This window comes from Enterobacter asburiae (genome assembly GCF_024599655.1).
GTDB classification, from domain to species: domain Bacteria; phylum Pseudomonadota; class Gammaproteobacteria; order Enterobacterales; family Enterobacteriaceae; genus Enterobacter; species Enterobacter asburiae_D.
In genome coordinates this window covers 1926986-1953312 of the sequence record NZ_CP102247.1, presented here as the reverse complement: position 1 = coordinate 1953312, position 26327 = coordinate 1926986, and the positions used below count along the sequence as shown (strand labels likewise).

The 26327-nt window shown below is 56.9% G+C and carries 23 protein-coding genes and 1 pseudogene; 2 read left to right on the top strand and 22 right to left on the bottom strand.

What is annotated here, in order from left to right; translation table 11 throughout:
* Positions 1 to 175: 175 nt before the first annotated feature.
* From flhE to NQ230_RS09150, 14 genes and pseudogenes are all read right to left on the bottom strand, one after another.
* Positions 176 to 568, bottom strand: coding sequence for a flagellar protein FlhE (gene flhE, locus NQ230_RS09215; RefSeq protein ID WP_219323095.1), 393 nt, complete (start codon positions 566 to 568; stop codon positions 176 to 178).
* Positions 568 to 2646, bottom strand: a complete 2079-nt coding sequence (gene flhA / locus NQ230_RS09210) for a flagellar biosynthesis protein FlhA (protein WP_024909680.1) — start codon at positions 2644 to 2646, stop codon at positions 568 to 570. Before flhA ends, flhE begins: the two co-directional genes overlap by 1 nt.
* On the bottom strand, positions 2639 to 3787 hold the full coding sequence (gene flhB / locus NQ230_RS09205) for a flagellar biosynthesis protein FlhB (RefSeq protein ID WP_024909679.1): 1149 nt from the start codon (positions 3785 to 3787) through the stop codon (positions 2639 to 2641). The genes flhA and flhB overlap by 8 nt, the downstream gene beginning before the upstream one ends.
* A gap of 148 nt (positions 3788 to 3935) precedes the next feature.
* Positions 3936 to 4580, bottom strand: coding sequence for a protein phosphatase CheZ (cheZ, locus tag NQ230_RS09200; RefSeq protein ID WP_023312251.1), 645 nt, complete (start codon positions 4578 to 4580; stop codon positions 3936 to 3938).
* Positions 4581 to 4590: 10 nt separating this feature from the next.
* Entirely contained in the window at positions 4591 to 4980 is a 390-nt protein-coding gene (cheY, locus tag NQ230_RS09195) for a chemotaxis response regulator CheY (RefSeq protein WP_008500431.1), read from the bottom strand.
* Between the two features lie 17 nt (positions 4981 to 4997).
* Positions 4998 to 6047: a protein-glutamate methylesterase/protein-glutamine glutaminase gene (locus NQ230_RS09190; protein ID WP_029741783.1), complete on the bottom strand. Its 1050-nt coding sequence runs from the start codon at positions 6045 to 6047 to the stop codon at positions 4998 to 5000.
* Positions 6044 to 6910 carry a protein-glutamate O-methyltransferase CheR gene (gene cheR / locus NQ230_RS09185; RefSeq protein WP_023312253.1) on the bottom strand — a complete coding sequence of 289 codons (867 nt, stop codon included), beginning with the start codon at positions 6908 to 6910 and terminating at the stop codon, positions 6044 to 6046. The genes NQ230_RS09190 and cheR overlap by 4 nt, the downstream gene beginning before the upstream one ends.
* A 19-nt stretch (positions 6911 to 6929) precedes the next feature.
* Positions 6930 to 8531, bottom strand: coding sequence for a methyl-accepting chemotaxis protein IV (gene tap / locus NQ230_RS09180; protein ID WP_257260856.1), 1602 nt, complete (start codon positions 8529 to 8531; stop codon positions 6930 to 6932).
* A gap of 44 nt (positions 8532 to 8575) precedes the next feature.
* Positions 8576 to 10243 (bottom strand): methyl-accepting chemotaxis protein II, encoded by a 1668-nt coding sequence (gene tar / locus NQ230_RS09175; protein WP_257260855.1) that lies wholly within the window; start codon positions 10241 to 10243, stop codon positions 8576 to 8578.
* Positions 10244 to 10327: 84 nt separating this feature from the next.
* Entirely contained in the window at positions 10328 to 11290 is a 963-nt protein-coding gene (locus tag NQ230_RS09170) for a Csu type fimbrial protein (RefSeq protein WP_213822365.1), read from the bottom strand.
* Positions 11287 to 13686, bottom strand: coding sequence for a fimbria/pilus outer membrane usher protein (locus NQ230_RS09165; protein ID WP_257260853.1), 2400 nt, complete (start codon positions 13684 to 13686; stop codon positions 11287 to 11289). The genes NQ230_RS09170 and NQ230_RS09165 overlap by 4 nt, the downstream gene beginning before the upstream one ends.
* A pseudogene (locus tag NQ230_RS09160) lies at positions 13655 to 14401 on the bottom strand (fimbrial biogenesis chaperone); the annotation flags it as partial. The gene NQ230_RS09165 and the pseudogene NQ230_RS09160, both read right to left, overlap by 32 nt.
* A 16-nt stretch (positions 14402 to 14417) precedes the next feature.
* Positions 14418 to 14885 carry a Csu type fimbrial protein gene (locus NQ230_RS09155; protein WP_423257813.1) on the bottom strand — a complete coding sequence of 156 codons (468 nt, stop codon included), beginning with the start codon at positions 14883 to 14885 and terminating at the stop codon, positions 14418 to 14420.
* Positions 14886 to 14978: 93 nt separating this feature from the next.
* Positions 14979 to 15551, bottom strand: a complete 573-nt coding sequence (locus NQ230_RS09150) for a Csu type fimbrial protein (protein WP_121424229.1) — start codon at positions 15549 to 15551, stop codon at positions 14979 to 14981.
* Positions 15552 to 15980: 429 nt separating this feature from the next.
* Here NQ230_RS09150 and NQ230_RS09145 point away from each other — a divergent pair, with 429 nt between their 5' ends.
* Positions 15981 to 17240: a dicarboxylate/amino acid:cation symporter gene (locus NQ230_RS09145; protein ID WP_257260850.1), complete on the top strand. Its 1260-nt coding sequence runs from the start codon at positions 15981 to 15983 to the stop codon at positions 17238 to 17240.
* 96 nt (positions 17241 to 17336) lie between these two features.
* Here NQ230_RS09145 and cheW read toward each other — a convergent pair whose 3' ends face one another.
* The 6 genes from cheW to flhD form a co-directional block, all read right to left on the bottom strand.
* On the bottom strand, positions 17337 to 17840 hold the full coding sequence (gene cheW / locus NQ230_RS09140) for a chemotaxis protein CheW (RefSeq protein ID WP_008500420.1): 504 nt from the start codon (positions 17838 to 17840) through the stop codon (positions 17337 to 17339).
* A gap of 19 nt (positions 17841 to 17859) precedes the next feature.
* Positions 17860 to 19896, bottom strand: a complete 2037-nt coding sequence (cheA, locus tag NQ230_RS09135) for a chemotaxis protein CheA (RefSeq protein ID WP_213822352.1) — start codon at positions 19894 to 19896, stop codon at positions 17860 to 17862.
* A 4-nt stretch (positions 19897 to 19900) separates the two neighbouring features.
* The gene (motB, locus tag NQ230_RS09130) at positions 19901 to 20830 is read right to left on the bottom strand and encodes a flagellar motor protein MotB (RefSeq protein WP_032658606.1); all 930 of its coding nucleotides are present in this window, start codon (positions 20828 to 20830) and stop codon (positions 19901 to 19903) included.
* A complete protein-coding gene (gene motA, locus NQ230_RS09125) occupies positions 20827 to 21714 on the bottom strand; it encodes a flagellar motor stator protein MotA (RefSeq protein ID WP_008500417.1) in 888 nt (295 codons plus the stop codon). Before motA ends, motB begins: the two co-directional genes overlap by 4 nt.
* Before the next feature lie 123 nt (positions 21715 to 21837).
* Positions 21838 to 22416 (bottom strand): flagellar transcriptional regulator FlhC, encoded by a 579-nt coding sequence (gene flhC / locus NQ230_RS09120; protein WP_013096051.1) that lies wholly within the window; start codon positions 22414 to 22416, stop codon positions 21838 to 21840.
* A gap of 2 nt (positions 22417 to 22418) precedes the next feature.
* The gene (gene flhD / locus NQ230_RS09115) at positions 22419 to 22769 is read right to left on the bottom strand and encodes a flagellar transcriptional regulator FlhD (protein ID WP_023336137.1); all 351 of its coding nucleotides are present in this window, start codon (positions 22767 to 22769) and stop codon (positions 22419 to 22421) included.
* Positions 22770 to 23563: 794 nt separating this feature from the next.
* Here flhD and uspC point away from each other — a divergent pair.
* Positions 23564 to 23992 (top strand): universal stress protein UspC, encoded by a 429-nt coding sequence (gene uspC / locus NQ230_RS09110; protein WP_257260847.1) that lies wholly within the window; start codon positions 23564 to 23566, stop codon positions 23990 to 23992.
* A 15-nt stretch (positions 23993 to 24007) separates the two neighbouring features.
* Here the strand turns inward: uspC and otsA are convergent, their stop codons facing one another.
* Together otsA and otsB are read right to left on the bottom strand one after the other, a co-directional pair.
* Positions 24008 to 25432, bottom strand: coding sequence for an alpha,alpha-trehalose-phosphate synthase (otsA, locus tag NQ230_RS09105; RefSeq protein WP_121424238.1), 1425 nt, complete (start codon positions 25430 to 25432; stop codon positions 24008 to 24010).
* Positions 25407 to 26210: a trehalose-phosphatase gene (otsB, locus tag NQ230_RS09100; RefSeq protein WP_159514447.1), complete on the bottom strand. Its 804-nt coding sequence runs from the start codon at positions 26208 to 26210 to the stop codon at positions 25407 to 25409. Before otsB ends, otsA begins: the two co-directional genes overlap by 26 nt.
* Between the last annotated feature and the right edge of the window lie 117 nt (positions 26211 to 26327).

The following is a 26327-nucleotide window of genomic DNA, read 5'->3' as shown; positions in this document are numbered from 1 at the left end:
ATGTTGATACCTTTCTGTTTCTGCCATCACCTGGCGGGTGAATGGCAAAAATGCAAAGAGTATCGTCACGCGCGTCACTTATTTATAAAACAGCGTTTCTATTTATTCAAAAGATGAGGGCAATTTTGAGAGCCAGCCATCAGAAATGCCTGATGGCTGGTGAAAAGACAGGGTGTTAGCGGTAGTTCACGATGACAGAATTACTCTGTACTTTCAGGGCCGGGATTAAGCGTCCACCGCCCGGCACTTCCCAGATGAAACGCAGAGGTTCAATCGCCGGTACGCCGTTGAATGCCTGTGTCGTGCCGTTTTCGCCGTCGATTTCCGTGCAGCGCGTCTGGGAGCAGAGGCGCACCCGCAGGCCCGCTGGCGTAGGGCCAATCAGCCGGTAGTTCCAGACCACAAGGCCCATCTGACCGGACACCCCGTCAGAAGGCGACAGCGGGTTAGAGGACATGGCGACGCCCCGGTTGCTGAGGGTCACACCCATGCTGCTCGCCTGCCAGGTCCCCTCCCCGCTAGCCTGTGCCGCCAGCGGGAAGAGCAAAATCCAAAGCCATTTACGCATTATTTTCCTCCAATCGTCGCGGTCATGCGGATATGACGGTTATCCGACAGCTCCAGATTCGACAGCACGACCAGCTGATTCAGGCTACGACGCAGGAAGCGCGACAGCAGCGGACGCAGCGCATGGTTCACCAGCAGCACCGGCGGCGCCCCCAGCATCTCCTGACGCGCCAGCGCCTCCTGCGTTTGCGCCAGCAGACGGTCCGCCAGCCCCGGCTCCAGGCCGCCCCCGCCCTGCAGAGCCTGCAGCAGCAGACGTTCAAGCGGCGTATCGAGGCCAATAACCTGCACTTCTCCGGTTCCCGGGAACCACTGCTGGGTGATCGCGCGGCCCAGCGCCACGCGCACCACCGCCGTCAGCTCGTGCGGATCGCTCTGGATTGGCGCATGCTCTGCCAGCGTTTCCAGAATGGTGCGCATATCGCGGATCGGCACCTTTTCTTCGAGCAGGTTTTGCAGCACCTTGTGCAGCGTCGTCAGCGTCACCACGCCCGGGACCAGATCTTCGGTCAGCTTCGGCATCTCCTGCGTGACGCGGTCCAGCAGCTGCTGCGCTTCCTGGCGGCCAAAGAGCTCCGCCGAGAATTGCCCAATCAGATGGTTAAGGTGGGTCGCCACCACGGTACTGGCCTCGACAACCGTATACCCCTGGATCTGCGCCTGCTCTTTCAGGGCACTTTCAATCCAGATAGCGGCCAGGCCAAAGGCCGGATCGATGGTTTGCTCGCCCGGCAGCGTGCCTGCGGCGGTGCCGGGGTTAATCGCCAGCCAGCGGCCCGGATAGGCATCACCGCTGCCAATTTCGACACCTTTCATCAGAATACGGTAGCGCGCGGGCGGCAGGTCCATATTGTCGCGGATGTGAACAACCGGCGGCAGGAAGCCCATATCCTGCGCGAATTTTTTACGGATGCTGCGGATACGGCCAAGCAGCTCGCCATCCTGCTGGAAATCGACCATCGGAATCAGGCGATAGCCCACTTCCATGCCCAGGGAATCTTCCAGCTGAACGTCGTTCCAGGTCGCTTCGACGGCCTGGGTATTCTCCGGCATTTTTACCGGAACAGGCTCCGCTGCCGGTTTGGTTTCACGACCGCGCATCCACCAGGCTAGCCCCAGCAGACCCGCCGTAAACAGCAGGAACACCAGGTTTGGCATACCCGGCACCAGGCCGAGCAAACCCAGAACGGCAGCGGCCAGCAGCATCACGCGCGGGTTACTGAAAAGCTGGCCCACCATCTGCTCGCCAACGTCCTGATCGGTGCTCACGCGGGTCACAATCACACCCGCCGCCGTGGAGATAACCAGCGCCGGGATCTGCGCAACCAGACCGTCACCAATGGTCAGCAGCGTATAGCTCTCCGCCGCGTGGCCCATGTCCATCCCGTGCTGCAATACCCCCACCAGCAGGCCGCCGACCACGTTAATCACCATGATCAGAATGCCCGCGATGGCGTCACCGCGCACAAACTTACTCGCACCGTCCATGGAGCCGTAGAAGTCCGCTTCCTGCGTCACTTCCGAACGGCGTTTTTTGGCTTCATCTTCAGCGATAAGACCGGCGTTCAGGTCGGCGTCGATCGCCATCTGCTTGCCCGGCATCCCGTCCAGCACAAAACGCGCGCCCACTTCCGCGATACGCCCTGCACCTTTGGTGATAACCATAAAGTTGATGATAACGAGGATAACGAACACCACGATACCGATAGCGAAATTGCCGCCCACCAGGAAGTGGCCGAACGCCTCCACCACTTTACCTGCCGCTGCCGCACCGGTGTGACCTTCCATCAGGATGATACGCGTGGACGCGACGTTCAGCGCCAGGCGTAGCAAGGTGGTAAACAGCAGAATGGTCGGGAACGCGGCGAACTCCAGGGTACGCTGGGTGAACATCGCCACCAGCAGCACCATTATGGACAGCGCAATATTGAAAGTGAAAAGCAGATCGAGGATGAACGCCGGGAGCGGCAGTACCATCATCGACAGAATTAGCAGGATCAGAATCGGCCCGGCAAGGATCTGCCATTGGGTCGATTTCAGGTTGCCGGGCAGGCGCAACATTGCCACCAGATTAGCCATCAGTGTCCTTCTCGTTCATAAAATCCAGCGCGGCAGGCACCGGAAGGTTCTCAGGTTTCACAGGCCGTTGACCGCCGGCCAGACGCCAGCGCTTCAACTGCCATACCCAGGCCAGCACTTCCGCCACGGCGGCGTAGAGTTGTCCCGGGATCTGTTGTCCAATATCCGCATGGCGGTACAGGGCACGCGCCAGCGGAGGGGCTTCGAGGATCGGCACGCGGTGTTCTGTGCCAATTTCCCGGATGCGCAGCGCGATCAGTCCAGCCCCTTTCGCGACGACTTTCGGCGCGCTCATTTTGTTTTCGTCATAGCGCAGCGCAACGGAATAGTGCGTCGGGTTGGTAACAATGACGTCGGCCTTCGGCACATCTTCCATCATGCGGCGTCGGGCGGCGGCACGCTGCATCTGGCGGATGCGCCCTTTTACGTGCGGGTCACCTTCCATCTGCTTATATTCGTCACGAATATCCTGCCGTGACATGCGCAGTTTTTTGAAGTGGGTATAAAGCTGGAAGATCACGTCAAAACCCACCATCGGGATAATGCTGAGCACCACCAGCAGCGCGCAGAGCCCGACCAGATTCAGCGCATTGCTCATTGCGGTGAGCGGCGATTCGCTGATAAGACGCATCATTTCCGGCCAGTGGTACCAGAGGTAAAACCCCGCGGAACTGCCCATCAGCACCGATTTGAGAACGGCTTTGAGCAGCTCAGCCCCGGTCTGCGCAGAGAACATTTTCGCAATGCCCGGCAGCGGGTTCAGTTTGGAAAATTTCGGTTGCAGCGATTTGGCACTAAAAACCAGACCGCCGAGCATCACCGGAGAGACCAGCGCGACCAGCACAACACCGGTAATCAGGGGCAACAGCGCGACCATGGCTCCTTTAATAAGCTGAATAATCTGGCTGAGGATCAGATTCGGATCGTTGACCATGCTGTGGTCAAAGCGTAAGCCGGTGGACAACATTCCCGCCAGCTTGCGGGCGAGCGACTCCCCGCCCCACCAGATAATGCACACCCCTACGATAAGGATCAGCAGGGAGGTCAATTCTCGGGATCGGGGGATCTGCCCTTCCTCACGCGCCTTTTCTAGTCGGTGGGGTGTGGGGGCTTCCGTTTTGTCGTCGTTCTCTTCTGCCACAGTGCATGCTCAGCCCATTACGTCACGGGTATCATGCCAGCGCAGCGGAAATCCAATGGCGGGAAAAGCCCGTTTATTCGGGCTCTTTTCGGTGATTTTGTCACAAACCGCCTCAGGTGGCGTAAACCTCCTGAGGCGGAATTGGCAATCAGAAGCCGAGGCTGTCCAGCAGGTCGTCGACCTGATCCTGGCTTGCCACAACGCCCGCCTTGCTGGCGTCGAGCTGAGGACCATTGAGCAGACTTTCGTTCTCGCGTTTTGGACGGGCTGCCGGTTCCGGAATGTTCTCCAGCAGAACCATCAGCAGCTGACGCTCAATCTCCTGGATAACATCCATCATGCGCTTGATCACCTGACCGGTCAGGTCCTGGAAATCCTGCGCCATCATGATGTCCAGCAGTTGGGCGTTGGTGAAGCTGGTGTGGCCCGGCACATCACCCAGGTACTGACGGGTATCCGTCACCAGCTCGCGGGCATCCGCCAGCTCGATAGGGTTCTCAAACCACTCGTCCCAGCGTTTGCTCAGCGCTTTCGCCCCCTTTTCCATCGCATCCTGGTGCGGCTGTGACGCTTCAACGCTGTTCAGCGCACGCTCAGCAGCCTGAGCAGTCATCTGCACAACGTAGTCCAGACGATCGCGGGCATCAGGAATGGCTTCCGCCGCTTCGGCAATCGCCTGATCCAGACCCAGCTCGCGCAGGCTGTCACGCAGCATGCGCGTCAGGCTGCCGATGCGGACGATGATATCGCTCGGCGAGTGTTCTTCAACGGGTTTCATAGCAGGTTGCAACATTTCCATCACCTCACATGCCGAGTTTCTCGAAGATCTTACCGAGCTTCTCTTCCAGGGTTGCCGCGGTGAATGGCTTCACCACATAGCCGCTTGCGCCCGCCTGTGCAGCGGCAATGATGTTCTCTTTTTTCGCTTCTGCTGTGACCATCAGAACCGGCATAGACGCCATTCCCGCATCGGCGCGAATGGTTTTCAGCAGTTCCAGACCGTCCATGTTAGGCATGTTCCAGTCGGAGATAACAAAACCAAACCCGCCAGCCTGCAGTTTGTTCAGCGCATCAACGCCGTCTTCTGCTTCTTCAACGTTGTTGAAGCCCAGCTCTTTCAGCAGGTTGCGCACGATGCGACGCATGGTGGAAAAGTCATCCACAACCAAAAACTTAAGCTCTTTATCCGCCATAAAATAATACTCCTGAGTCAAATACGTATTGCCTGTCCGGCACTGATTTTCGCCAGCATCTGCTGGCTTACCTGGCTAAGATCGACCACTTCGCTCACGCCACCCATATTGATGGCCTCGCGCGGCATGCCGAACACCACACAACTTGCTTCATTCTGCGCAATCGTCCAGGCGCCAGCCTGGTGCATTGCAAGCATTCCGGCGGCACCGTCGTTGCCCATCCCCGTCAGGATCACCCCAACGGCGTTGCGCCCCGCATGTTTCGCCACCGAATGAAACAGCACATCCACCGACGGACGGTGCCGGTTGACCGGCGGCCCGTCATGAATTTTGATTTGATAGTTAGCGCCGCTGCGCGACAGCTCCATATGCTTGTCCCCTGGGGCGATATAGGCATGTCCCGGGAGCACGCGCTCGCCGTCTTCCGCCTCTTTCACGCTGATCTGGCACAGCTTGTTCAGGCGTTCGGCGAACGAACGGGTAAAGCCTGGCGGCATATGCTGAGTGATCAGAATACCCGGACTTGAAAGCGGCAATGGCTGGAGTACATGACGAATTGCCTCTGTTCCTCCGGTTGACGCCCCAATCACCAGCAGTTTTTCCGAGCTGAGTAAGGGACCGGCCTTCAGGGTCGCAGGCGCAGCCAATGGCGTATGCGCAGCAAGCTTCGCACGCGACGCGGTGCGGATCTTCTCCGCGATCATTTCGCTGTAGGCCAGCATCCCTTCGCGAATGCCGAGCTGCGGTTTGGTGACAAAATCCACCGCCCCCAGCTCCAGCGCGCGCAGGGTGATTTCCGATCCTTTACCGGTCAGGGAGGAGACCATTACCACCGGCATGGGCCGAAGCCGCATTAATTTTTCGAGGAAATCGATGCCATCCATGCGCGGCATCTCGACATCCAGCGTTAGCACGTCGGGGTTATATTTTTTAATTAAATCCCGCGCTACCAGAGGATCGGGCGCAGTGGCCACCATCTCCATGTCGCTGTGGCTATTGATAATTTCAGTCATGATCTGACGCATCAGCGCTGAATCATCGACAGACAACACCCTGATTTTACTCATGCTTTTTCCTTACTCAGCGCATATACCGTTTGCCCACGCAGGCTAAACTCACGCGCGAGGTTGCTGAAGTTTTCCGAGTGCCCGGCAAACAGTAAACCGTCAGGCTTGAGCAACGGAACAAACCGACGCAGAATGTCCTGTTGCGTCGTTTTATCAAAATAGATCATGACGTTACGGCAAAAAATGGCGTCGAACGGCCCCGGCACGTTGTACTGCTTATCCAGCAGGTTAACGGGCGCGAATTCGACGCAGTTCGCCAGCTCCTGGCGTACGCGTACCAGGCCTTCATGCGGGCCCGTGCCGCGCATGAAATAACGCTGCAGCTGCTGCGGCGACAGCGTTTTCAGTTCATCCTGGCGATACACGCCGTTACGCGCCTTCTCCAGCACTTCGGTATCGATATCGCTGGCGTAGACTTTCCAGCGTCCGGGCGTCATCCCCAGGGTGTCAGCAAGGGTGATCGCCAGCGAGTACGGCTCTTCCCCCGTCGAGGCGGCGGCACTCCATACGCGATACTCCCCGGTGCGACGGCGGGCGTGCTCGGCCAGGACCGGGAAGTGGTGAGCTTCGCGGAAAAACGCCGTCAGGTTGGTGGTTAACGAGTTAATAAAAGCCTGCCACTCTGCGCTGTTCTGGTTCGCCTCGAGCATGCTCAGATAGCGGCCAAAATCATCCAGCCCCAGCGTGCGCAAGCGCCGCACCAGACGGTTGTAGACCATGTCCCGCTTATGATCCGCAAGCACGATCCCCGCACGCTGGTAGATTAACTGACATATCCGACGAAAATGCGCGTCGGACAGCGCGAGGCGCTGTGTCATCTGCAACAGTAATGACGTTTGCCCAGGGGGCATTGGTGATGTCATAGCGCCTTCTTAATTACATTCAGGATACAACTGGCACGGCCTGCGACCGCCCGACTTCTGTTACTGCTTCAACGTGCTCTTTCACATTAAATACCGCGACCAGTCCGGTCAGACGGTCGGCCTGGCTGGCCAGCTGATCGGTTGCCGCTGCCGCTTCCTCGACTAACGAGGCGTTCTGTTGCGTCACCTGATCCATCTGGCTGACGGCCTGGGCAACCTGCTCAATCCCGCGACGCTGTTCATCCGACGCAGAGGCAATCTCGCCCATGATGTCGTTCACCCGCGTGACGGAGGTGACGATCTCGTGCATGGTTTTCGCCGCCGTATCCACCAGCGTTGAGCCCTGCTGAACGCGCGACACCGACTCTTCGATCAGGATCTTAATTTCTTTCGCCGCGTTGGCGCTGCGGCTCGCCAGGTTACGTACTTCCCCCGCCACCACCGCAAATCCGCGCCCTTGCTCACCGGCACGCGCCGCTTCAACGGCGGCATTCAGCGCCAGAATGTTGGTCTGGAACGCGATACCGTCAATCACGCTGATGATGTCACCAATTTTCTGCGAACTGGTGGCAATCTCCTGCATGGTGCTGGCGACATGGGAGGCCTGATCTCCGCCTTTCTTCGCCGTCATCGCCGCCTGTTTTGACAGGTCAGACGCCTGGCGCGCGTTATCGGCGTTCTGGCCTACCGTCGCGGTCAACTGCTCCATGCTGGCCGCCGTCTGCGCCAGCGAGGCCGCCTGCTGCTCGGTGCGGGACGAGAGATCGTTGTTGCCCGCCGCAATCTCGGAGATCCCGGTGTGCATGGCATAGCTGCCCTGCCGCACGTCGCTCACCGTTTCCCGCAGCGATCCCTGCATCGCCTTCAGGCTGGCAAAGATCGCCGAAATTTCGTTTTTGCCGAACACCGCGACCGGACGCGCCAGGTCCCCTTTCGCAATGCTGTCGAAGTGGCTGCTGATAATCGCCAGCGGCTGCACAATCATTCTGCGCGACCAGAGCAGTGCCCCGCCGGTCAGCAGCCCTGCCAGGATCACCACCACGGCAAAGATGACGCCCGACATGTGATAGCTTTGACGGCTCTGGTCACCGGCACGCTGAACAGACTGGTTAATATCCTGCTGCCACGCGTTAAAGCTGCCGTCAAACGCCGCCTGAGACGCCTGAACCGGTGCGGTCATAAAGTCCGAAAGCTGGTTGTTTTCAAGCCACGTCGCCTGGTGGTCCAGATCGCTGTACCACTGCTCAAAGTTCGTCTTCATGGCGGCCTTCAGCGCTTTCTCTTTCTCGCTGTCGGCGGCCTGCGCCGTAAAGGCTTTAAACTGTGCGTCAGCCTGCTTCAGGCTGTCGCGCGCGGTCGCCATCAGCGCTTTAATGTCATCCGCCGGATAACTCAGCGCGGTTAAGGTTCCCGCCTTGTTCAGCGCAGTGCTTGCCTGCAACAGCACGGCACGCGTTTGTGCCAGTGCGGAGCGCTGCTGATTACTCGCCTCAACTTCCTGCAAATTCTGATAGCCATCGCGAAACGCCCAAAAAGACAACCCGTTACTGCCAACCTGCAACACACCGCAAAGGATCAAAATCAAAAACAGTGTGGTCGAGATACGAATACGATTTAACATCCACGCTCCCATCAAGCGGCAAGCAGCCGCGGTTTAATTGTCAGTCAAAATGTTTCCCAGTTTTCATCTTGTCCGGTCGTCGCGGCGCGCGTACGGTTTGCAGCCGATTCAGCGGCTGGCGCGCGATACGTCGCCTGCGGGGTGACCGTGTTTCCAGCGAGTGAAGCGAGACGAAACGCCGAGACGGCCATCTTCAGACGGCTCGCCTGGTCTTCCAGGGCAGCGGCCGCCGCAGCGGACTCCTGCACCAGCGCGGCGTTTTGCTGTGTCACGCGATCCATTTCCGATACCGCCAGGGCAACCTGGTCGATACCACGACTCTGCTCATCAGACGCAGAGGCGATTTCACCCATGATGTCCGTCACGCGGGTGACGGCATTCACGATGTCATTCATGGTCTCCCCGGCGCTTTCCACCAGCACGGAGCCGGTATCCACGCGGGAGACGGAATCTTCAATCAGCGACTTGATCTCTTTTGCCGCGTTGGCGCTGCGGCTGGCCAGGTTGCGCACTTCCCCGGCCACCACGGCAAACCCGCGTCCCTGTTCGCCTGCACGCGCCGCTTCCACGGCGGCGTTCAGCGCCAGAATGTTGGTCTGGAAGGCAATGCCGTCGATAACGCTGATGATGTCGGCGATTTTCTTCGAGCTGTCGGCGATTTCGTGCATGGTTTTCACCACGCCATCCACCACGCGACCGCCGCGCTGCGCCGTTTCGGAGGCGCTTTCTGCCAGCTGAGACGCCTGGCGGGCGTTATCGGCGTTCTGCTTCACGGTTGCGGTGAGCTGCTCCATGCTGGCGGCCGTCTCTTCCAGGGCGGACGCCTGCTGCTCGGTACGGGATGAGAGATCGTTATTCCCCATCGCAATTTCGCTGGTGCCGGTATAGATAGCCTCCGACCCGTTGCGCACGTTGGCGACGGTTTCGATTAACGAACGCTGCATATGGTCAACGCTGTTTGCCAGCTCGGTGATCTCATTGCGCCCGGAAACGGTCAGCGTTTTGGTCAGGTCCCCGCCGGCAATTTCACGAATGTGGGCAATGACGCGACCGAGAGGGTTCAGCAGGATATGGCGAATGCCGTACCAGACCGCGATCAGCACAATGACCAGCGCCAGCGCCATCACGGCCATCTGCCATTTCGCAAAGCGGTAGTCATTCTGGCTTGCGGTAAAGGCCGAGTGATAGAGATCCCCGCTGGCCTTCGCGTATTCCCCCAGCGCCGCGCCGAGTGCGTTTTGCATCCCCTGCGTTGGCTGCGCGAAATAGGCGTCCATGTTGCCGCTCTCCAGGAACTGAATCAGCTCCGTCAGGCCGGTATGATAGGCGTTGTATTTTTCATCGATGTTCTGGCTCACCTGCTCCATAGCAGGCTGCGGGGCGATCTTCTTGAAGGCGTCGTAGTGTTTAGCGGCGTCAGCGAGGGTGGCACGGGCATTTTTCAACAGATCGGTTTTCGCGCTGCTCTGCTGATTGTTGGGATCCATCATCATGCGCGCGGACGAGCGGCTCAGGTTGATACGCGTTTGCAGCATCAGATCCCACGTCGACGTGAGTTCACTCTGCTGCAGGCGCAGATCGTTCGAGGCCGCGAAGCTGTCCTGGTTCTGTTTTAATGACGAGAAAAAAAGCCCGCCGGAAATAAGCTGAAGAAGTGCGAAAATGACCAGCACCATCATGAGCATTGTGACAACGCGGATACGGTTCAACATACAACACCTTCTCATAGATTTATTAACGGTGTTATCGGCACTGCCCACAGGAACTTTACATTTGAGAAAGGGAAAAGCGCGGGGTTAAAACGCCACGTCGACAATCAGCGTGTCGGTGTAGGTTCCAGCGGGCGGCGTGGCCTGATTGGTCAGGACTTTCGCGGTGTAGTTGTAGGTGCGCAGTAAGCCGTCGGTACTGACCTGGGACGACACCGCGCTGGACCAGCGCTCGCTGCCGCTGCTGCCCCAGCGGTTAGTGGTAGCTTCCTTATAGATGTCGTAGCTCATGGTGTTGCTGCCGCTCACCATCCGCCGCACGTTGTTCAGCGCGTTGGCACCGTTATTAATGCCGATGGTATACGAACTTCCTTTGGTACAGGTGACGGCAATCGCCTGTGAGACGGTGGGGAAACTTTGTACCAGCGGCGCGCTGTTGAAGTTCACATCTGGCGTGGTCATGGCGCTGCAGTCGTTGGTGACGGTCATATCTAACAGTATGGTGGTTGTCGCGGTTCCCGTCTGGGGGTTCGTACAAAGGCTTCCCACGCCTAACGCGCAGACGCTGTAGTTGATGCTGAACGTCAACATCACCTGGTAAGGCCCCGCCGTGACGTTTTGTCCGGCGACGGTGCGAAAATAGAGCGGAATGTTGTACTGCTTTGTCCCCAGCAGCCCCAGCAGCGTATTCCCGCTCCAGGTATACGTTTTACTTATCTGCACCTCGCTGCTGCTCGCGCAAGCCGATAATCCGCACAACCGGGTGGGGATTACGTCCGTAATGGCCGCATTATCCGTACGTTTCATGGTCGCGCGACTGTTGCCCGACACTGATGCCGCGGTGTAGCTCAGGGTCACCGAATCGTTGGTCAGGACGTTGAGCACGGTATCACACGCCACCACCAGCCTGCCGGTGGTTTCCACCTCCCCGGTTCCGCTGAGCGCGAACGAGGTGACGCTGCCAAACGACGCATTAACCGTACTGACGGTACACGCCGCCCAGCCGCCGCCGGAGAAAAGCAGCAGCATCAACAGCAGCAGGCGCGTCATGGCCCCTCCCGACATACCAGCGGACCGTAGGTTTGCAGCTTGTGCTCCGGATTGGCCCCCACGGTCAGAGTAGTCTTGCAGCGTTTTCCGTCAGGTGTAATCACCTCAAGCGGGTTCACATCGCTGAGATTTTCCAGCCAGGCAATGCCGTCATACCCCACCACCGCATTGCTGCGCGAGGCGCGTCGAACCTGGCTTCCCACCGGCAACGACTGCCCGTGCGCGTCATGCAGAATGACGCTTGCCACCCGCTCCTGCTCCATCGGGAAATCGACCAGATAGCCGCTGTGACGGCGGATTGCGATCCGCCGCTCGGTCTCTTTCAGACGGGTATCCGCCGGCAGATTGAGGGTATCAATCCGGTAGCTTGCCGGGTAATACGCCGACACCCCGCTCACCAGCAGGTAGCCGCTGTTATTGGTTTTACCGACGGGCTGATTCTCGTAGCTGACGGGAACGTCCGGGTGGCCGTCGGTACTGATGACCACGAACGCATCGTTGATCTTATTCGCCGCAAACAGCTCGCCGTCCATCAGCACAACGGAACCCATCGCCTCGCCCCACCAGGTCATGGTGTCCCTTTCGCCATAGCCGCCGCCCTGCAGCTCTATGTTGTTATTGCGCCAGCCCAGCGTCGCCTGCTGATAATCACTGGATCGTGACTGGTTGGCCCAGGCCATGTTCCAGCTGAAGCCGCCGTCGGAAGGCATAGAGTGGTTATAGTTGATGCGCTGGGTACTGCCTGCATCCGGAGTGTTTTCAAAGGTGACGGCAGCGCTGTCGCGCGCCCCCAGCGGCACCTGCAGGGACAGCGCGACCGTCCAGTCCCCTCGCTGCTGGTCCCGGCTGCCAGCCAGGTAAATGCTGCTCGCCCCCCACAGATTGCGGCTCCAGGAGAGATTGAGCAGCTCGGTTTTTTGGCTGTCAAAACTCTCCACGCCGATCCAGGCCGCACCAACGTTGCCGTACTGCCCCAGATTGAAGGTCAGCGAATACTGGTCCGTATTACGGCTGAAGCTGGCGATGGGTTTATCGTTTTCGTCATACACCGTCGGCTGGTCGTAGAGGGCGAGGTTGCCAAAGCCGCGGTCGCGACGCGTGTGCTGGGTGGCGACGCTAAACGCGCTGGTGCTGTACTGGTAGCCCCAGTTGATCTGCCCGCCCGCATCACCGCGCATGCGGCTTTGCGAGTAAGAGGTGTTCACCACGCCAAACTGGCCGAGTTTTATCACCGTCCCCACGCCGCCCAGCGCCAGCTCCTGCGCCCCTTCCGCGTGGCCCTCCAGCGTTAGCCAGTCCGTCATCCCGTAGCGATACGAGCCGCTGCCTGCCGCGGAACCGTAGTCAAAATTCTTGATACCGTAATTTCGCCGCAGGCCGCCCAGCGTCACGGCGCCGTCGCTCAGCCCTTGTTTAAGCAGGTCGCTGGTGACGTAAAACGGTAGCGTAGTGCTCACCTGGCGCCCCAGCGCATCCGTCGTGACCAGCACCGCATCCCCGGCGCCGTTGATATAGGGCAGATTAGTCAGGGTGAAGGGGCCCGGCTGAAGCTGGGTTGAGCCGGAGCGATAGCCGTTGATAAAGAGATCGACCGAGGTGGGTACCGCGGCTTCCCCCGCGAACTCGGGCAGCGGCCATGTCACCAGGTCAGGGCGCAGGGAGAAATCCCGCCCGACGCTGATTCCACCCATCCGCACGCTGGAGCTCCAGCTCAGGGCATCGCTGATCACATCCCCGACGCTCCAGCTCATCGCGTCATCTTCGTTAGTGAACAGCAGGGTCGTGTCATAGCGAACATACCCTTCCTGCTGGCCGTCGTTACCGGTGAAATTTTCCCGCGCGTAGCCGGTGGAGGAAAAGGAGCCGTTCTCGTTGAAGTAGCGGAACTCGTGCCAGAGCGACGCCTGACCGCCGATATGCTCCGTGTGGTTGGTGTAGAGATCGTAATTCAGCAGCGCCCCGCGCCCGTAGTGCGGTTTGGCCTGCGCCGTTTGTGCGCTGAAAGGGGTTACCCGGGCCGTCACCCAGTCGCGGGGAACGGTCAGCAGCAGGCGCTGCGCGGCGCTGTCGTACTCCACCCGAACCTGATCAAGCGAGGAGAGATTCACCTCGCCGGTGGGAACATGCGACGGGGGCAGCCCCGCGCGCAGCAAATCGGCGCTGGAGATAAAGAAAGCGCCTTTACGCTGCGTCACGGGTACGACCAGGCCGGTATCGTAGTGGTTGACCACGAGAGAAAGCTGGAAAACCGCTTCATCATTTATCGCCTGCGCCTGAGGAGGCGGCGGTAAACTGTCGTCACCGGGCTCGGCCAGGGTCGCGGAGCTGACGCATAGCAGGATCATCATCGCCGGCTTCAGTTGACGGGCGTCGCTGCCATTGTTCGTCCCTGGCATTAATCTGCGCGCTCATCCGCTCTGGCTGACGAACGCCAGCGGGTACCGGCCAGCTGCGGGTGCTGCCCGGAAGGACATAACCCAGTAATCCCTCCGCCACCGTGCGTTTCTGCCCCCCCTGCTCCAGCGCGACCTGGCTTAGCCTGACGTGGACATCACCCCGATTTTTGACCTCCAGCGCAGGCTTACCCTCAGCCTGCGTCACCCGCCAGCTCAGGTTTTGGGTCTCCGCCAGCGCGTGATGCGCCCCCTCTTTGATGGTCGGGATCCCCTGCCCATATACGAACAGAGGGATGGAGTAACGCATCTGCAGTTTGAGGCCGATGGTGGGTTCGGCTTTGGCATCAGGCTGGGGGATTTCATCGACGATAATGCGATATGCCTGTTCGACCCCTGCGGGAACTGAAGCCTGTTTGATAAGGCGAATAAGCTGCTTGCTGCCCGTGCCAATCGTGACGATCGGCGGGCTGGCGACCACGTCCTGCTGCGCGGTATAACGCTCGTGTCCGTCCTCCTGCTTCCAGCGCACGATGCGAACCTGCATCGTCGTGGCGCTGTTTCCCTGGTTCTGGATCCACAGTTCCGTGGCGTTGGCGTCCGCAGCGAGCCACGGATCGATCGGCCAGAGCAGGATGGTGGCCGCCGCCTGAACCTGGCCAGCAACCGCCATTCCCAACGCGCCCGCCAGACAAACGGGTCTGAAAAATGGCTTCATCAATACTCTCCCTTTATTACCATGACAGGGTCACGGTGAGCTGATCGGAATAGGTTCCCGCCGGGCTAAACCCGGTCAGTAGCGCCACGCCAAAAAGCGGCAGCGCGATGTTATTGCTGTTGGTATAGGTCACCGGTATCGCCTGGTTGACGCCAATTTCGCTGTTCGCGGCCAGCGAGCTGCTGCTGTAGAGCCGGTACGGCACCAGTTCTGCTCCACCGGACCGCTTCATCCGACGAACGGATGAATAATTCTGCCCGCCATTAATGCTCATGCTCAGCGCCACGCCCGGCGTACAGGCGATGGACAACGCCCCGTTTGGCACAAAGCTGGTGCTAACCGGCGCGCTTTCGACGCCGTTATGGCTGCCAAAATCCAGCGTGCCGAGAAGCCCTCCGCTACCGGTGGCCACCGCGCATCCCGGTACAATCGTCGCGCTGACCTTAAAGGACTGTGAGGTCACCGCATTCGCCGTGGGCATCATGAGCAATCCCACGATCAGCGCGAAAAAAGGCTGCACACGTCCCTCTGCGTGTTTGCGCAGACCTGTAAGAGTTGCCTTCATGGCGGTTCGGGACTAGTAGGTGACGCTGACGTTAATCGTGTCGGTGTAGGTTCCCGGGACGACCGTCACGCTGTTACCACCGCCGGTAATACGCCCGTAGAGGGTGTAACTATCCACGCCTCCGGTCGTAGAGGCGATCGGCAACGCGGCGTTATTGGCAATCACGGTGTTAAACCCGCTGTCGCTGTACAGGCTGTAAGCCACGCCCTGTGCCGCGTTGGCCGTATTAACCAGATAGCGTTCAGGCGTACCCGGCGAACCGACAACGGAGCCGGGCGCGGTAGAGTGGGTATTACCGGTGATCGCGACCGTATAGCTTGCGGTCGTACATTGAATGGTGAAGGTGTTTCCGCCGCTGGCACCGCTCAGCTGCGTCGTAAGCGTGGAAAAGGTTGCCGGATGGGTACCGAAATCGAGCGTACCGAAGTTAATGCCGCTTTGCGCGGGCGATCCGTTTATCAGACAGCCGTTTGTCAGCGTCAGCGTCGCCCCAATGGTGCCGCTGCTGGTGACGGCCAGCGCCTGATGGGCCGTTGTTGCAGTCAGTAAGGTGCCTGCGCAGATCAAAAGAAGTTTTCTTTTCATTTACCACCCTCCAGAAGACGTCTCCGTTCCCTTGCCACATTTTATTTTTGTCGTTCAAGATGTTAGCCCCGCTTAAGGTTCCTCTGAGGGGGTTAATGTGAATTTAGTTTACGGATATCGCTTCGACCACCCGCCCCTCCACGCATAAGCCATATGTCTTATTGACTTAATTTTCATATTAATAACAGAGGGTTAAATACATTTAATCCGCGATTTTATTTTTTCCAAAGAGAATATATCCACTAATGTGTGACACAGATCACAATATATCGTCAGATCAATAACAACAAAATTAATAAAACTTAAAAAGGAGTTGTATCCCCCTACACTTTGCGTCAATTTATGTGCCGAATAATTTCCCGCATCGTAATAAAAAATTTATATGTATCGATGCGGGCTACATCTGAAGCGCATAGAGGGTCTTTTTTCGTGGCAAGTGCAAACAAACTCACACTCTTCATCGTGATATTCATGCTGGCGGGTATTCTTTCAGGGGCAGCAATTCATGAATATGCATCTGCGGATGCCATCACAGCCTGGTCGGATAATATTACCCTTCTGACCGATATTTTCCTCCGTCTGATCAAAATGGTCATTGCACCCTTGGTCTTCAGCACGCTCACCGTCGGCATTATGAAGCTGGGCGAAACCTCCACCATTGGCCGCGTTGGCGGCAAAGCGATGGTGTGGTTTATCAGCTCATCCGTGCTCTCTATTCTGGTCGGCCTGTTTATCGTCACGCTGGAGCATCCGGGAAGCGGTCTGAACCTGACGATCCCAACCGAAGCGGTGGATACCGGTCTGGCCGTTGGCGGCATGACGCTGAAAGCGTTCCTGTCGCACACCATTCCGACCAGCATCGCGGGGGCGATGTCGAACAATGAGATCCTGCAGATTGTGGTGTTCTCGATGTTCTTCGGCATCGGCGGCGCGTCGCTGGGGCAGAAATTCAACGCGCCGCTGGTGGCCGCGCTGGATGTGGTTTCCCATATCATGCTGAAGGTAACGGGTTACGTGATGTACGTTGCTCCGCTGGCCATTTTTGCGGCGATCTCCTCCGTCATTGCCACGCAGGGTCTGGGCATTCTGCTGAACTACGCCTCCTTTATTGGCGGTTACTATGTTGCCATTCTTCTCACCTGCATGGTGCTGCTGGCGGTGGGTTATATGGTGCTGAAAAAAGAGGTGTTTCGCCTGGTCAGCATGCTGAAAGATCCGGTCCTGGTGGCCTTTACCACCAGCAGCTCTGAAGCCGCCTACCCTAAAACGCTGGAGCAGCTGGAGCGTTTTGGCTGCTCGCGCAACATCGCCTCTTTCGTTCTGCCGATCGGCTACTCCTTCAACCTGGTGGGTTCGATGGTGTACTGCTCTTTCGCCTCGATGTTTATCGCTCAGGCGTACAACATTCACCTGAGCTTCTCGGAAGTGACGGTTCTGATGCTGTCCCTGATGCTGGCCTCCAAAGGGATTGCGGGCGTACCGCGTTCATCCCTGGTGGTGCTGGCAGCGACGATCCCAAGCTTTAACATTCCGGTGGCGGGTATTCTGCTGCTGATGGGGATCGACCACTTCCTGGATATGGGCCGTTCCGCAATTAACGTTCTGGGGAATGGTATTGCGACCGCGATGCTGTCGCAGAATGAAGGCGCGCGGGAAGCGGAAGCGGAGCTGGTAGAGCAGGAAGTTTAAGGATGTAAAAAAGCCGGGTGGCGGCTTCGCCTTACCCGGCCTACAAATGGCTCGAACACGTAGGCCGGGTAAGCGTCAGCGCCACCCGGCTTTGTTTTATGCTACATGACTCGCGGCGATATCCAGCAGCGCCATCTCATCGCTGTTCAGCAGCTTCTCAATGTTCACCAGAATCAGCATACGCTCGCCGAGCGCGCCCAGACCGGTCAGGTATTCGGTCGACAGCGTGACCGCAAACTCCGGCGCCGGACGAATTTGGTCAGAGGTCAGAGAAAGCACATCAGATACGCCGTCCACCACGATGCCGACCACGCGCTGCCCCAGGTTGAGGACGATCACCACGGTGTTGTCGTTGTAGTCAACGTCGCCCTGGCTGAACTTCACGCGCAGATCCACGATTGGCACAATAACGCCACGCAGGTTGGTGACACCTTTAATAAAAGCAGGCGTGTTAGCGATGCGGGTAACCTGGTCGTAACCACGGATTTCCTGCACTTTCAGGATATCGATGCCGTACTCCTCATCGCCTAAAGTGAATACCAGGAATTCCTGCCCTGATGGCTCGCCCGCCAGCTTCGTTACATTACTCATACCGGTCATGTTATTACCTTCTACTTAATCAGGCGGCTGTGTACGCCACACGTTGTTCACGATTTAATCCCTGAAGCGCCGAGACATCGACGATCAGCGCCACGCTACCATCACCCAGAATGGTGGCGGCAGAAATACCCGGCACTTTGCGGTAGTTGCTTTCGAGGTTCTTCACCACCACCTGGTGCTGACCAATCAGCTGATCGACCAGCAGCGCGTAGCGGCGGCCCGCGCTTTGCAGGATCACCACGATACCCTGCGTGGCCTCGGTCTTCGCCCCGTCCACTTCGAACACTTTCCACAGTTCCACCAGCGGCAGGTACTCACCGCGAACCTCGAGCACGCGCTCGCCGCCCGCCAGCGGATGCAGATCTTCCTCACGCGGCTGCAGGGATTCCATCACGGCGTTCAGCGGCAGGATAAAGACTTCGTCCGCCACCTTGACGGACATGCCGTCGAGGATCGCCAGCGTCAGCGGCAGCAGAATGCGAATGGTGGTGCCGGAACCCTGTTTAGACTGGATCTCAACGTGGCCGCCCATCTCCTGGATGTTACGTTTCACCACGTCCATGCCTACGCCGCGCCCGGACACGTCGGTCACCTGCTCTGCGGTAGAGAAGCCCGGCGCGAAGATCAGCATGCCCACTTCTTCGTCGGTCATGTTTTCATTGACCGCCATCCCCTGCGAAATCGCTTTTGCCAGGATGCGCTCGCGGTTCAGACCGGCGCCGTCATCGGTCACTTCGATACAAATGTTCCCGCCCTGGTGTTCCGCAGAGAGAATCAGGTTGCCGACCGGCGATTTCCCGGCGGCAATGCGGTTTTCCGGCAGTTCGATACCGTGGTCGAGGCTGTTACGCACCAGGTGCGTTAACGGGTCGATGATACGCTCGATCAGGCTCTTATCCAGTTCGGTTGAGCTGCCCATCAGGGTCAGCTCAATCTGTTTATTCAGCTTGCTGGCAAGGTCGCGCACCAGACGCGGGAAGCGGCTGAAGACATATTCCATCGGCATCATACGGATGGACATCACCGATTCCTGCAGGTCGCGGGCGTTACGCTGCAGCTGGCCCATGCTGGTAATCAGATCGCCGTGCGTGACCGGGTCCAGTTCGTTAGAACGTTGTGCCAGCATCGACTGGGTGATCACCAGTTCACCCACCAGGTTAATCAGCTGGTCAACCTTCTCAACCGCAACGCGGATGCTGGTTGACTCGCTGGAGCGCGCGGCAGGCTTTTCGCCACGGCCAGGCGCAGCGGCCTCTTTTGGCACCGCCTTCAGCGCCGGGGCCGCAGGCGTCACAGCCGGTGCGGCGGCCTGAGCGACAACGGCCACCTCTTCCACTGCCGCAGGGGCGTCAACCGCAGCCTCTTCGGTTTCGAAGGCGATCTGGTCAGCTTCAATCACAAAGCACAGCACCGCGACGATATCGTCCTGGCCAATACCGTCCTCAAGCGTCGCGGCCAGGCTGTCTTTGCCTTTTACCACGTTGCTTAATTTCGCCAGGTTACCCAGCTCTTCTTCCAGCAGGTTAACTTCACTCTCTTTCAGTCGTGACAGCACAACGCGCAGTTTGCCCGCCTGTGCAGCGGCTGGCGCGGCATCGTCGGCCGCAACCGCATCGACAACGCTCAGCTTTGCGGCCGGAACAACCGCGGCGGCAACCTCACCTTTTGCTTCCAGCGCGAGCTGGCGCAGCGCATTGCAGATGTATTCAAAGCTGGCGGCATCAGGCTCTGCCGAACTTTTATAGGCGTCGAGCTGTTCCTGCATAATATCTTTGGTTTCCAAAAACAGGTTGATAATGTCGGTATTGAGCTGCATCTCACCGCGTCGTGCTTCATCAAGCAGGTTTTCCATTAAATGGGTGGTTTCCTGCAGGATGGTAAATCCAAACGTTCCGGCTCCGCCTTTAATAGAGTGCGCCGCACGGAAGATGGCATTGAGCTGCTCGGAGTCTGGTGCTTCGGGCACCAAATCGAGCAAGTGTTGCTCCATATCGGCCAACAATTCGTCGGCTTCATCAAAGAATGTCTGGTAAAAATCGCTAATATCCATGCTCACGCTATCACCTCGGATTGGCTGGTGGCGATGTTGGAACGGCAGCCGAAGGAACGGCCCCAGGCTGTTTTAAATCGTCCAGTGACTCATTCTGACTTTCGGCGTTTTCATGCAGGATGGCCTGCTCCGCCTGCTGGTTCAGCACTAAAAGACTGATACGACGGTTGATGGCATCATCCGGCCCGCGGTCGGAAACGCGCATGGTTGCGGCCATGCCGACTACGCGCAGTACCTTGCCATCATCAAGCCCACCTACCACCAGCTCGCGACGCGAGGCGTTGGCACGATCGGCAGAAAGCTCCCAGTTGCTGTATCCCTTCTCCCCACTGGCGTACGGGAAATCATCCGTGTGTCCTGACAGGCTGATTCGGTTAGGAATGCCGTTCAGCACCGGTGCAATGGCACGCAGAATGTCGCGCATGTACGGTTCGACTTCCGCACTCCCGGTTTTAAACATGGGGCGGTTCTGGCTGTCGATAATCTGAATACGCAGCCCTTCCTGCACCAGGTCGATCTTCAGATGCGGGCGCAGCGCGCGAAGCTTCGGATCCGCCTCAATCAGCTGATCGAGATCGCCACGCAGTTTCTTCAGACGCGCCTGCTCCATCTTTCTTTTCAGCTCGTCGATGTTCGGCTCTTTTTTCACCTCACCCTTCTGCTGGGTGTAATCATCGCCGCCGCCCGGGATCGGGCTTTCGCTGTTAGAGATACGCGGCCCACCGGCCACCGCCGTTGCCAGCGGCGTTCGGAAATATTCGGCAATCTGGATCAGTTCTTTTGGGCTGGAGATGGAGATCAGCCACATCACCAGAAAGAACGCCATCATTGCGGTCATAAAGTCGGCGTACGCAATTTTCCACGAGCCGTGTGCGCCATGCCCGCCGCCCTTGTGCTTGCGTTTTTTTACGATGACGATCGGATGGGACTGGTTTTTCATGCGTCCTCAGTTGTCGTCTGTTGGTTTGGGTTTTTCACCGCACGCACGTGTTCTTCAAGCTCGATAAACGACGGACGCTCGCTGGAGTAAAGCGTTTTACGGCCAAACTCAACCGCGATCGGTGGCGCGTAACCGTTGAGGTTAGAAAGCAGCGTGATCTTCACGCACTGCATCATTTTGGTGGTTTCCGCGCTCTTCTGGCGCAGAACGCTTGCCAGCGGAGAGATGAAGCCGTACGCCAGCAAAATACCGAGGAAAGTCCCCACCATCGCATGGGCAATCAGCGCACCGAGCTCGGCTGCCGGACGGTCTGCCGAGGCCAGGGCGTGAACCACCCCCATGACCGCCGCAACGATACCGAATGCCGGAAGCGAGTCGCCGACCAGCGCCAGGCTGTTGGCCGGCACTTCAGATTCGCTTTCGTGGGTTTCGATCTCTTCGTCCATCAGCGCTTCGATTTCGAAGGTATTCATGTTGCCGCTGATGATGAGCCGCAGATAGTCGACGATGAAATCCAGCATCATGGCGTCAGCAAGAATTCGCGGATAGCTGGCAAAAATTTCGCTCTCTTTCGGGTTTTCAATATCCCGTTCAAGCGAGAACATGCCCTGCTGACGCGACTTCGCCATCAGGCGATAGAGCAGTGCCAGCAGATCCATATACATACTTTTGGTGTATTTCGAGCGACGGAACAGCAACGGAATCGCTTTCAGCGTGCCCTTGATCGATTTACCGTTGTTGCCAACGATAAAAGCCCCTACCCCTGCACCGCCGATGATAATAAGTTCAGCCGGTTGATAGAGTGCTCCAAGGTGCCCGCCGGTCATCATGTAACCGCCGAAAACTGTACCGAGAACTACCAGGTAACCTAATAAGATAAGCACGACATCATCCTTCCGCTAGTGACTATGGCAAGGACGTCCAGCTCGCAGCGTTTACCGTTTGCGGGGTAAAAAAAAGCAGCGGTAATTGCTTACCGCTGCTGGAATCTTTCCCACACGTTCGGGTTAAACAGCTTGTTCGATCTGTTCATCCAGCAGTTGTGGAATAATATCGGCAGCATCCCGGGAAAGTTTACGTCTTTTTACTGCGCGGGATGGAGGCTGACATAAACTACAGGCGAAGCTGCCTGCAGGCTGATGAGCATGGGTAATAAAATTGCCGTCGCAGCAGTTGCAGCGCGACAGTTCAAGCATTCCGCTCTCAACAAAACGCACCAGCGTCCATGCGCGGGTCAGCGCCAGCAGAGGACCTTCTTCCTGCTGTGGGCATTGTTCAAGGTAAAGTTTGTACGCTTTGATCACGGCGTCAACGCCGCTACACAAACCGGTTTTGAGAAGATACTGCCAGGCATTACAGAACATGGAAGCGTGAATATTCTGCTCCCACGTCATAAACCAGTCGGTAGAAAACGGCAGCATGCCTTTCGGCGGGGGACTACCACGTAACTCTTTGTACAGTTTGATGAGACGGCCACGGCTCAACTGAGTCTCGCTTTCCAGCATTTGTAAACGAGCACCCAGTGTAATCAGCTCCATGGCCAACTGTATGTCACGCGCTTCCTGAACAATGCTTTTCTCGCTCATTGCTAGGCCCTTTTCTTACGGGCTGCGTCATCAGGCTGGCTGATTTCGTTAAGCAAGCGAGTGGAGAGAAGAATACCGGTATGGATCTGTTGAAGATCGTCCACACGGGAATCCTGCGTCAGACGCGTTATTGTCTGTGAATCATCGAAACGGAACTGGCAAACCAGTTGATTCGTTTCAGCCAGTTTAACCATCTGCGGGAGGGTTAAACCGCCCAGCATGGTTGCCATCTCTTCGTTAATACCCAGACGAAACATCGCGGACGCCTTGTCCTGACTAATCAAACGCTGCGCGAGCAGTAAATACGACAAATTGATGTCATAGATATGTTTTAGCAACTCGGATGTATGCATTGTTCCCATCCCGAATAACCAACTATTATTTTTATGCGGAAAGACCGCACCCCGTGATGTCGCCGGGAAATCACCCGGTATAAAAAAGAAAAGGCTAAATGCATAGTTGAATTTAGGTTTGTATTCACTGAAACCGTAAGAGAGAAACCGCGAATGCGTCTCTTACAAGATTTATCATTTCTTACAAATAACTAAGATTTTTCCTAATTCGACGCAAACTCTACTCGTCAGTTTTGCCACATACAATCCAGCCACCCTCAAATTTAAAAAAAATGTGATCCACGTCACACAATTTAAGTGAATATGACCCATAAATCCATCAGTATGACTTGTAATTTGTTCATTTTTTAACCAATCAGTACTGTTTTGTATTCTTAATTGACGAATACTCATGCACACGGGTGATCCGAACTGGCATGTATCGTGCTTTTACCGTCGTAAGCACCCCGCGGAAACATTTACAACAATCCCCTCTTCGGGAAACATTTTTCTTACCGTGAAAAAACATATAGTTATGCAGGTAGCACAAAAAAGATGTTTCAGGACGTGATCATTCGAAATGATTTTGTAACGCGTCAAAACGATTTAACAGTGAAAGCGTGAATTTGTGTGATTTACGTTAAGTTGTTAATTTTTTTCATTTAGGCGCATTTTTCAGTTATTCTTCTTATAAGAATAATTAATGAATAATTATGATAAGCTTCACACTAATGTCGTAATCTGCTCTTGCAGAACCTGGGAAATCGCGGTAAAGGTGATCATACGCTGTCTTTCAGACACCTAAGGAGTGCGCCATGAGTTACTCCCATCTTCTTGTTTCTGTTGCAGTTTCCTCCGAAAGTCATCAGCTCGTCGCGCGGGCAGTTTCCATTGCCAGACCCCACAATGCCCGCATCAGCCTCATCACGCTCGCCGCGGAGCCAGAGATGTATAATCAGCTGGCTGCCCCCATGCTGGAGGATATTCGAGAGGTCCTTCAGGAAGAAACGCAGCAATTTCTGCGTGAACTGGTGGAAAAGGCACAATATCCGGTTTATGAGACAATTATTGCGACCGGGGAGCTTAACGCCCATATTCTCGACATGTGTCGTAAACAGGATATTGATTTAGTTATTTGCGGGAATCATAACCACAGCTTTATATCGCGGGCAGCCTGCGCGGCGAAATCCATTGTCGCGTCGAGCCAGGTCGATGTGCTGTTAGTGCCGCTTGGGGGGAATTAACCCCCCAGCGGAAAATCAGGCGAGTTTAGGGAAGGTCGCGATCTTTTTTTGCAGATCGCCTTCATGACTTTGCGGGGCGATATCCCGGAGATCCTGAATAAAACGTGCCTGCCAGTGGTTAATGTCGTTCTTACGGATCGTCTCCATCATGTCAGCATGGCGGGAAAGACGTTCCGTGAGCGGCATTGTCAGGGCGCGATTCAGCGCGTTCGCCACGTCGTCCCTGTCATAAGGGTTAACGATAAGCGCCGACGTGAGCTCATTTGCGGCGCCGGCAAACTGGGAGAGCACCAGAACACCCGGGTCGGCAGGATCCTGGGCCGCCACATACTCTTTCGCCACCAGGTTCATCCCGTCGCGCAGCGGCGTGACCAGGCCAACATCCGCATAGCGGAAGACCTTCATCAGGATCTTACGGTCAAAGTGCTGGTTCAGGTAAAACAGCGGCGTCCAGCCCAACTGCCCGTAGCGGCCATTAATGCGCCCTGCTTCCGTCTCCAGCTGGTGGCGAATGTCCTGATAAGCCTGAACCTCACCGCGCGACGTCGGCGCGATCTGGGTATAGCGGATTTTACCGTGATGCTGCGGATATTTATCCAGCAGCGTTTCATACGCCAGGAAGCGTTCCGGCAGCCCTTTGGAATAATCAAGACGCTCTACCGAGAAGATATTTTTCACGTGTTTGAGTTCATTCTTAAGCTGTGCCAGCTTAGGCGGCAGCGGGCCGGAAGCCTGCTCCGCAATTTCGTCAGGTTCAATCCCTATTGGATACACTTCGGTGTGGAAGGTTTTCCCCCACGCCGTATGGGTTTTCCCGCCTTTGGTCACCAGCCGCGCTTTACCTGACACGGAGTCAAGGAACGCGAGGCGGTCATTTTCGGTCTGGAAGCCCAGCAAATCGTAATCACACAGCGCCTCCAGCAATTCTTCATGCGGCGGCAGCGCGGTAAAAATTTCCGGCGTCGGGAACGGGATGTGCAGGAAGAAGCCAATGCGGTTATTTACCCCTCTTTTTCTCAGCTCGCGCGCGAAGGGCAACAGGTGATAATCGTGGATCCATAAAATATCGTCTTCTTCTATTAATGGCAGCAGTTTATCCGCCAGCAGCGCATTCACGCGCGAATAGCCTTCGAAGGATTCACGCTGGAATTTGACCAGGTCAAGACGATAGTGAAACGCGGGCCACAGGACGGCATTCGAGAACTGCGAGTAATACTCGTCGTAGTCTTTCTCTTTCAATGCAAATGAAGCCCACGTAATGTTTCCGCGCGTCACCTTTTTGAGCGGTTTCTCCTCTTCACTGATTTCCCCACTCCAGCCAAACCACAGCCCGCCAGCGGCTTTTAAGGCACCTAACACCCCTACCGCCAGGCCACCCGCACTGGCTTTTTTATCATCAGGCGGTGCGATTCGGTTAGAGACGACGACTAAGCGACCCATAATGGTTTCCCCCTTTGCTTTGCGCTATTTGTTGTTGTTGCTGGTTAGCGATGTCAGATATCCACTGCCAGACGCTAGCGACGTCCGCCAGGCGCCATTCGGCAACGGTGTCACCAGGCCCCACCTTGACGGCGATCCCTCCGGCCTGATTCACCACGCGAAACCCGGCCTCGTCGGTCAGGTCATCGCCAAAAAACACGGGTGTACGTCCCTTAAATGGCGGTTCCGCCATAAACGCCGCAATAGCAGCACCTTTATTAATCCCTTCCGGTTTTATCTCGACGACGCACTTCCCCGGCTGCAGCGCGAGCTGCGGGTGTGCATCGGCCACGCTGCGGGCAATCGCAAAGATTGCCGCCTCGTGATGCGGTGCCTGGCGATAGTGCAAGGCGAAAGCCATGCCCTTCGCTTCCAGTTCAGTGCCCGGAAGCGACGCCAGCGCCGAGGAGAGTTGAGTGTGTAACGCCTTAATTAAAGTCTCAGGAAGTGATACAACGTGCAGTTGATCATGGATATCGCGGCGCTCCGCTCCGTGTACACCGGCTAGCGGAAAGTGGTAAGGACTGGCGAGCACGTCCAGCTCGGCCATTGAGCGCCCTGAAATCAATGCCAATGCGCCCTCGTTCAGTCTGGAGAGCTGCTGCAAATTCTCTAGCACCGTATCCGGTACGACCACGTCGTCAGGATGCGGCTGGATCCCGGCGAGTGTCCCGTCGAGGTCAAAAAAGAAAGCATATTTTCCGGGCAGTACAGGCGGTGCGGTTAACATGTCAGCCACCCTAATCCTCCTTACGGTTTACGAGAGGTAAACGCCTTTACCTCTTTCATAGCCATGTAAGTATAGACAGTGTGACGGGGCTCGCCATTTGACAACCGCCCCGCCAGCAAAACTGGC

Coding starts and splice junctions, on each gene's coding strand:
- NQ230_RS09190 (WP_029741783.1), bottom strand. CDS start 6,047: ATGAGTAAAATCAGGGTGTTGTCTGTCGATGATTCAGCGCTGATGCGT.
- NQ230_RS09170 (WP_213822365.1), bottom strand. CDS start 11,290: ATGACGCGCCTGCTGCTGTTGATGCTGCTGCTTTTCTCCGGCGGCGGC.
- tap (WP_257260856.1), bottom strand. CDS start 8,531: ATGTTAAATCGTATTCGTATCTCGACCACACTGTTTTTGATTTTGATC.
- cheR (WP_023312253.1), bottom strand. CDS start 6,910: ATGACATCACCAATGCCCCCTGGGCAAACGTCATTACTGTTGCAGATG.
- NQ230_RS09150 (WP_121424229.1), bottom strand. CDS start 15,551: ATGAAAAGAAAACTTCTTTTGATCTGCGCAGGCACCTTACTGACTGCA.
- cheY (WP_008500431.1), bottom strand. CDS start 4,980: ATGGCGGATAAAGAGCTTAAGTTTTTGGTTGTGGATGACTTTTCCACC.
- NQ230_RS09165 (WP_257260853.1), bottom strand. CDS start 13,686: ATGCCAGGGACGAACAATGGCAGCGACGCCCGTCAACTGAAGCCGGCG.
- tar (WP_257260855.1), bottom strand. CDS start 10,243: ATGTTGAACCGTATCCGCGTTGTCACAATGCTCATGATGGTGCTGGTC.
- flhC (WP_013096051.1), bottom strand. CDS start 22,416: ATGAGCGAGAAAAGCATTGTTCAGGAAGCGCGTGACATACAGTTGGCC.
- cheW (WP_008500420.1), bottom strand. CDS start 17,840: ATGACCGGTATGAGTAATGTAACGAAGCTGGCGGGCGAGCCATCAGGG.
- cheZ (WP_023312251.1), bottom strand. CDS start 4,580: ATGTTGCAACCTGCTATGAAACCCGTTGAAGAACACTCGCCGAGCGAT.
- flhA (WP_024909680.1), bottom strand. CDS start 2,646: ATGGCTAATCTGGTGGCAATGTTGCGCCTGCCCGGCAACCTGAAATCG.
- otsA (WP_121424238.1), bottom strand. CDS start 25,432: ATGGGTCGCTTAGTCGTCGTCTCTAACCGAATCGCACCGCCTGATGAT.
- motB (WP_032658606.1), bottom strand. CDS start 20,830: ATGAAAAACCAGTCCCATCCGATCGTCATCGTAAAAAAACGCAAGCAC.
- NQ230_RS09155 (WP_423257813.1), bottom strand. CDS start 14,885: ATGATGCCCACGGCGAATGCGGTGACCTCACAGTCCTTTAAGGTCAGC.
- flhE (WP_219323095.1), bottom strand. CDS start 568: ATGCGTAAATGGCTTTGGATTTTGCTCTTCCCGCTGGCGGCACAGGCT.
- uspC (WP_257260847.1), top strand. CDS start 23,564: ATGAGTTACTCCCATCTTCTTGTTTCTGTTGCAGTTTCCTCCGAAAGT.
- flhD (WP_023336137.1), bottom strand. CDS start 22,769: ATGCATACATCCGAGTTGCTAAAACATATCTATGACATCAATTTGTCG.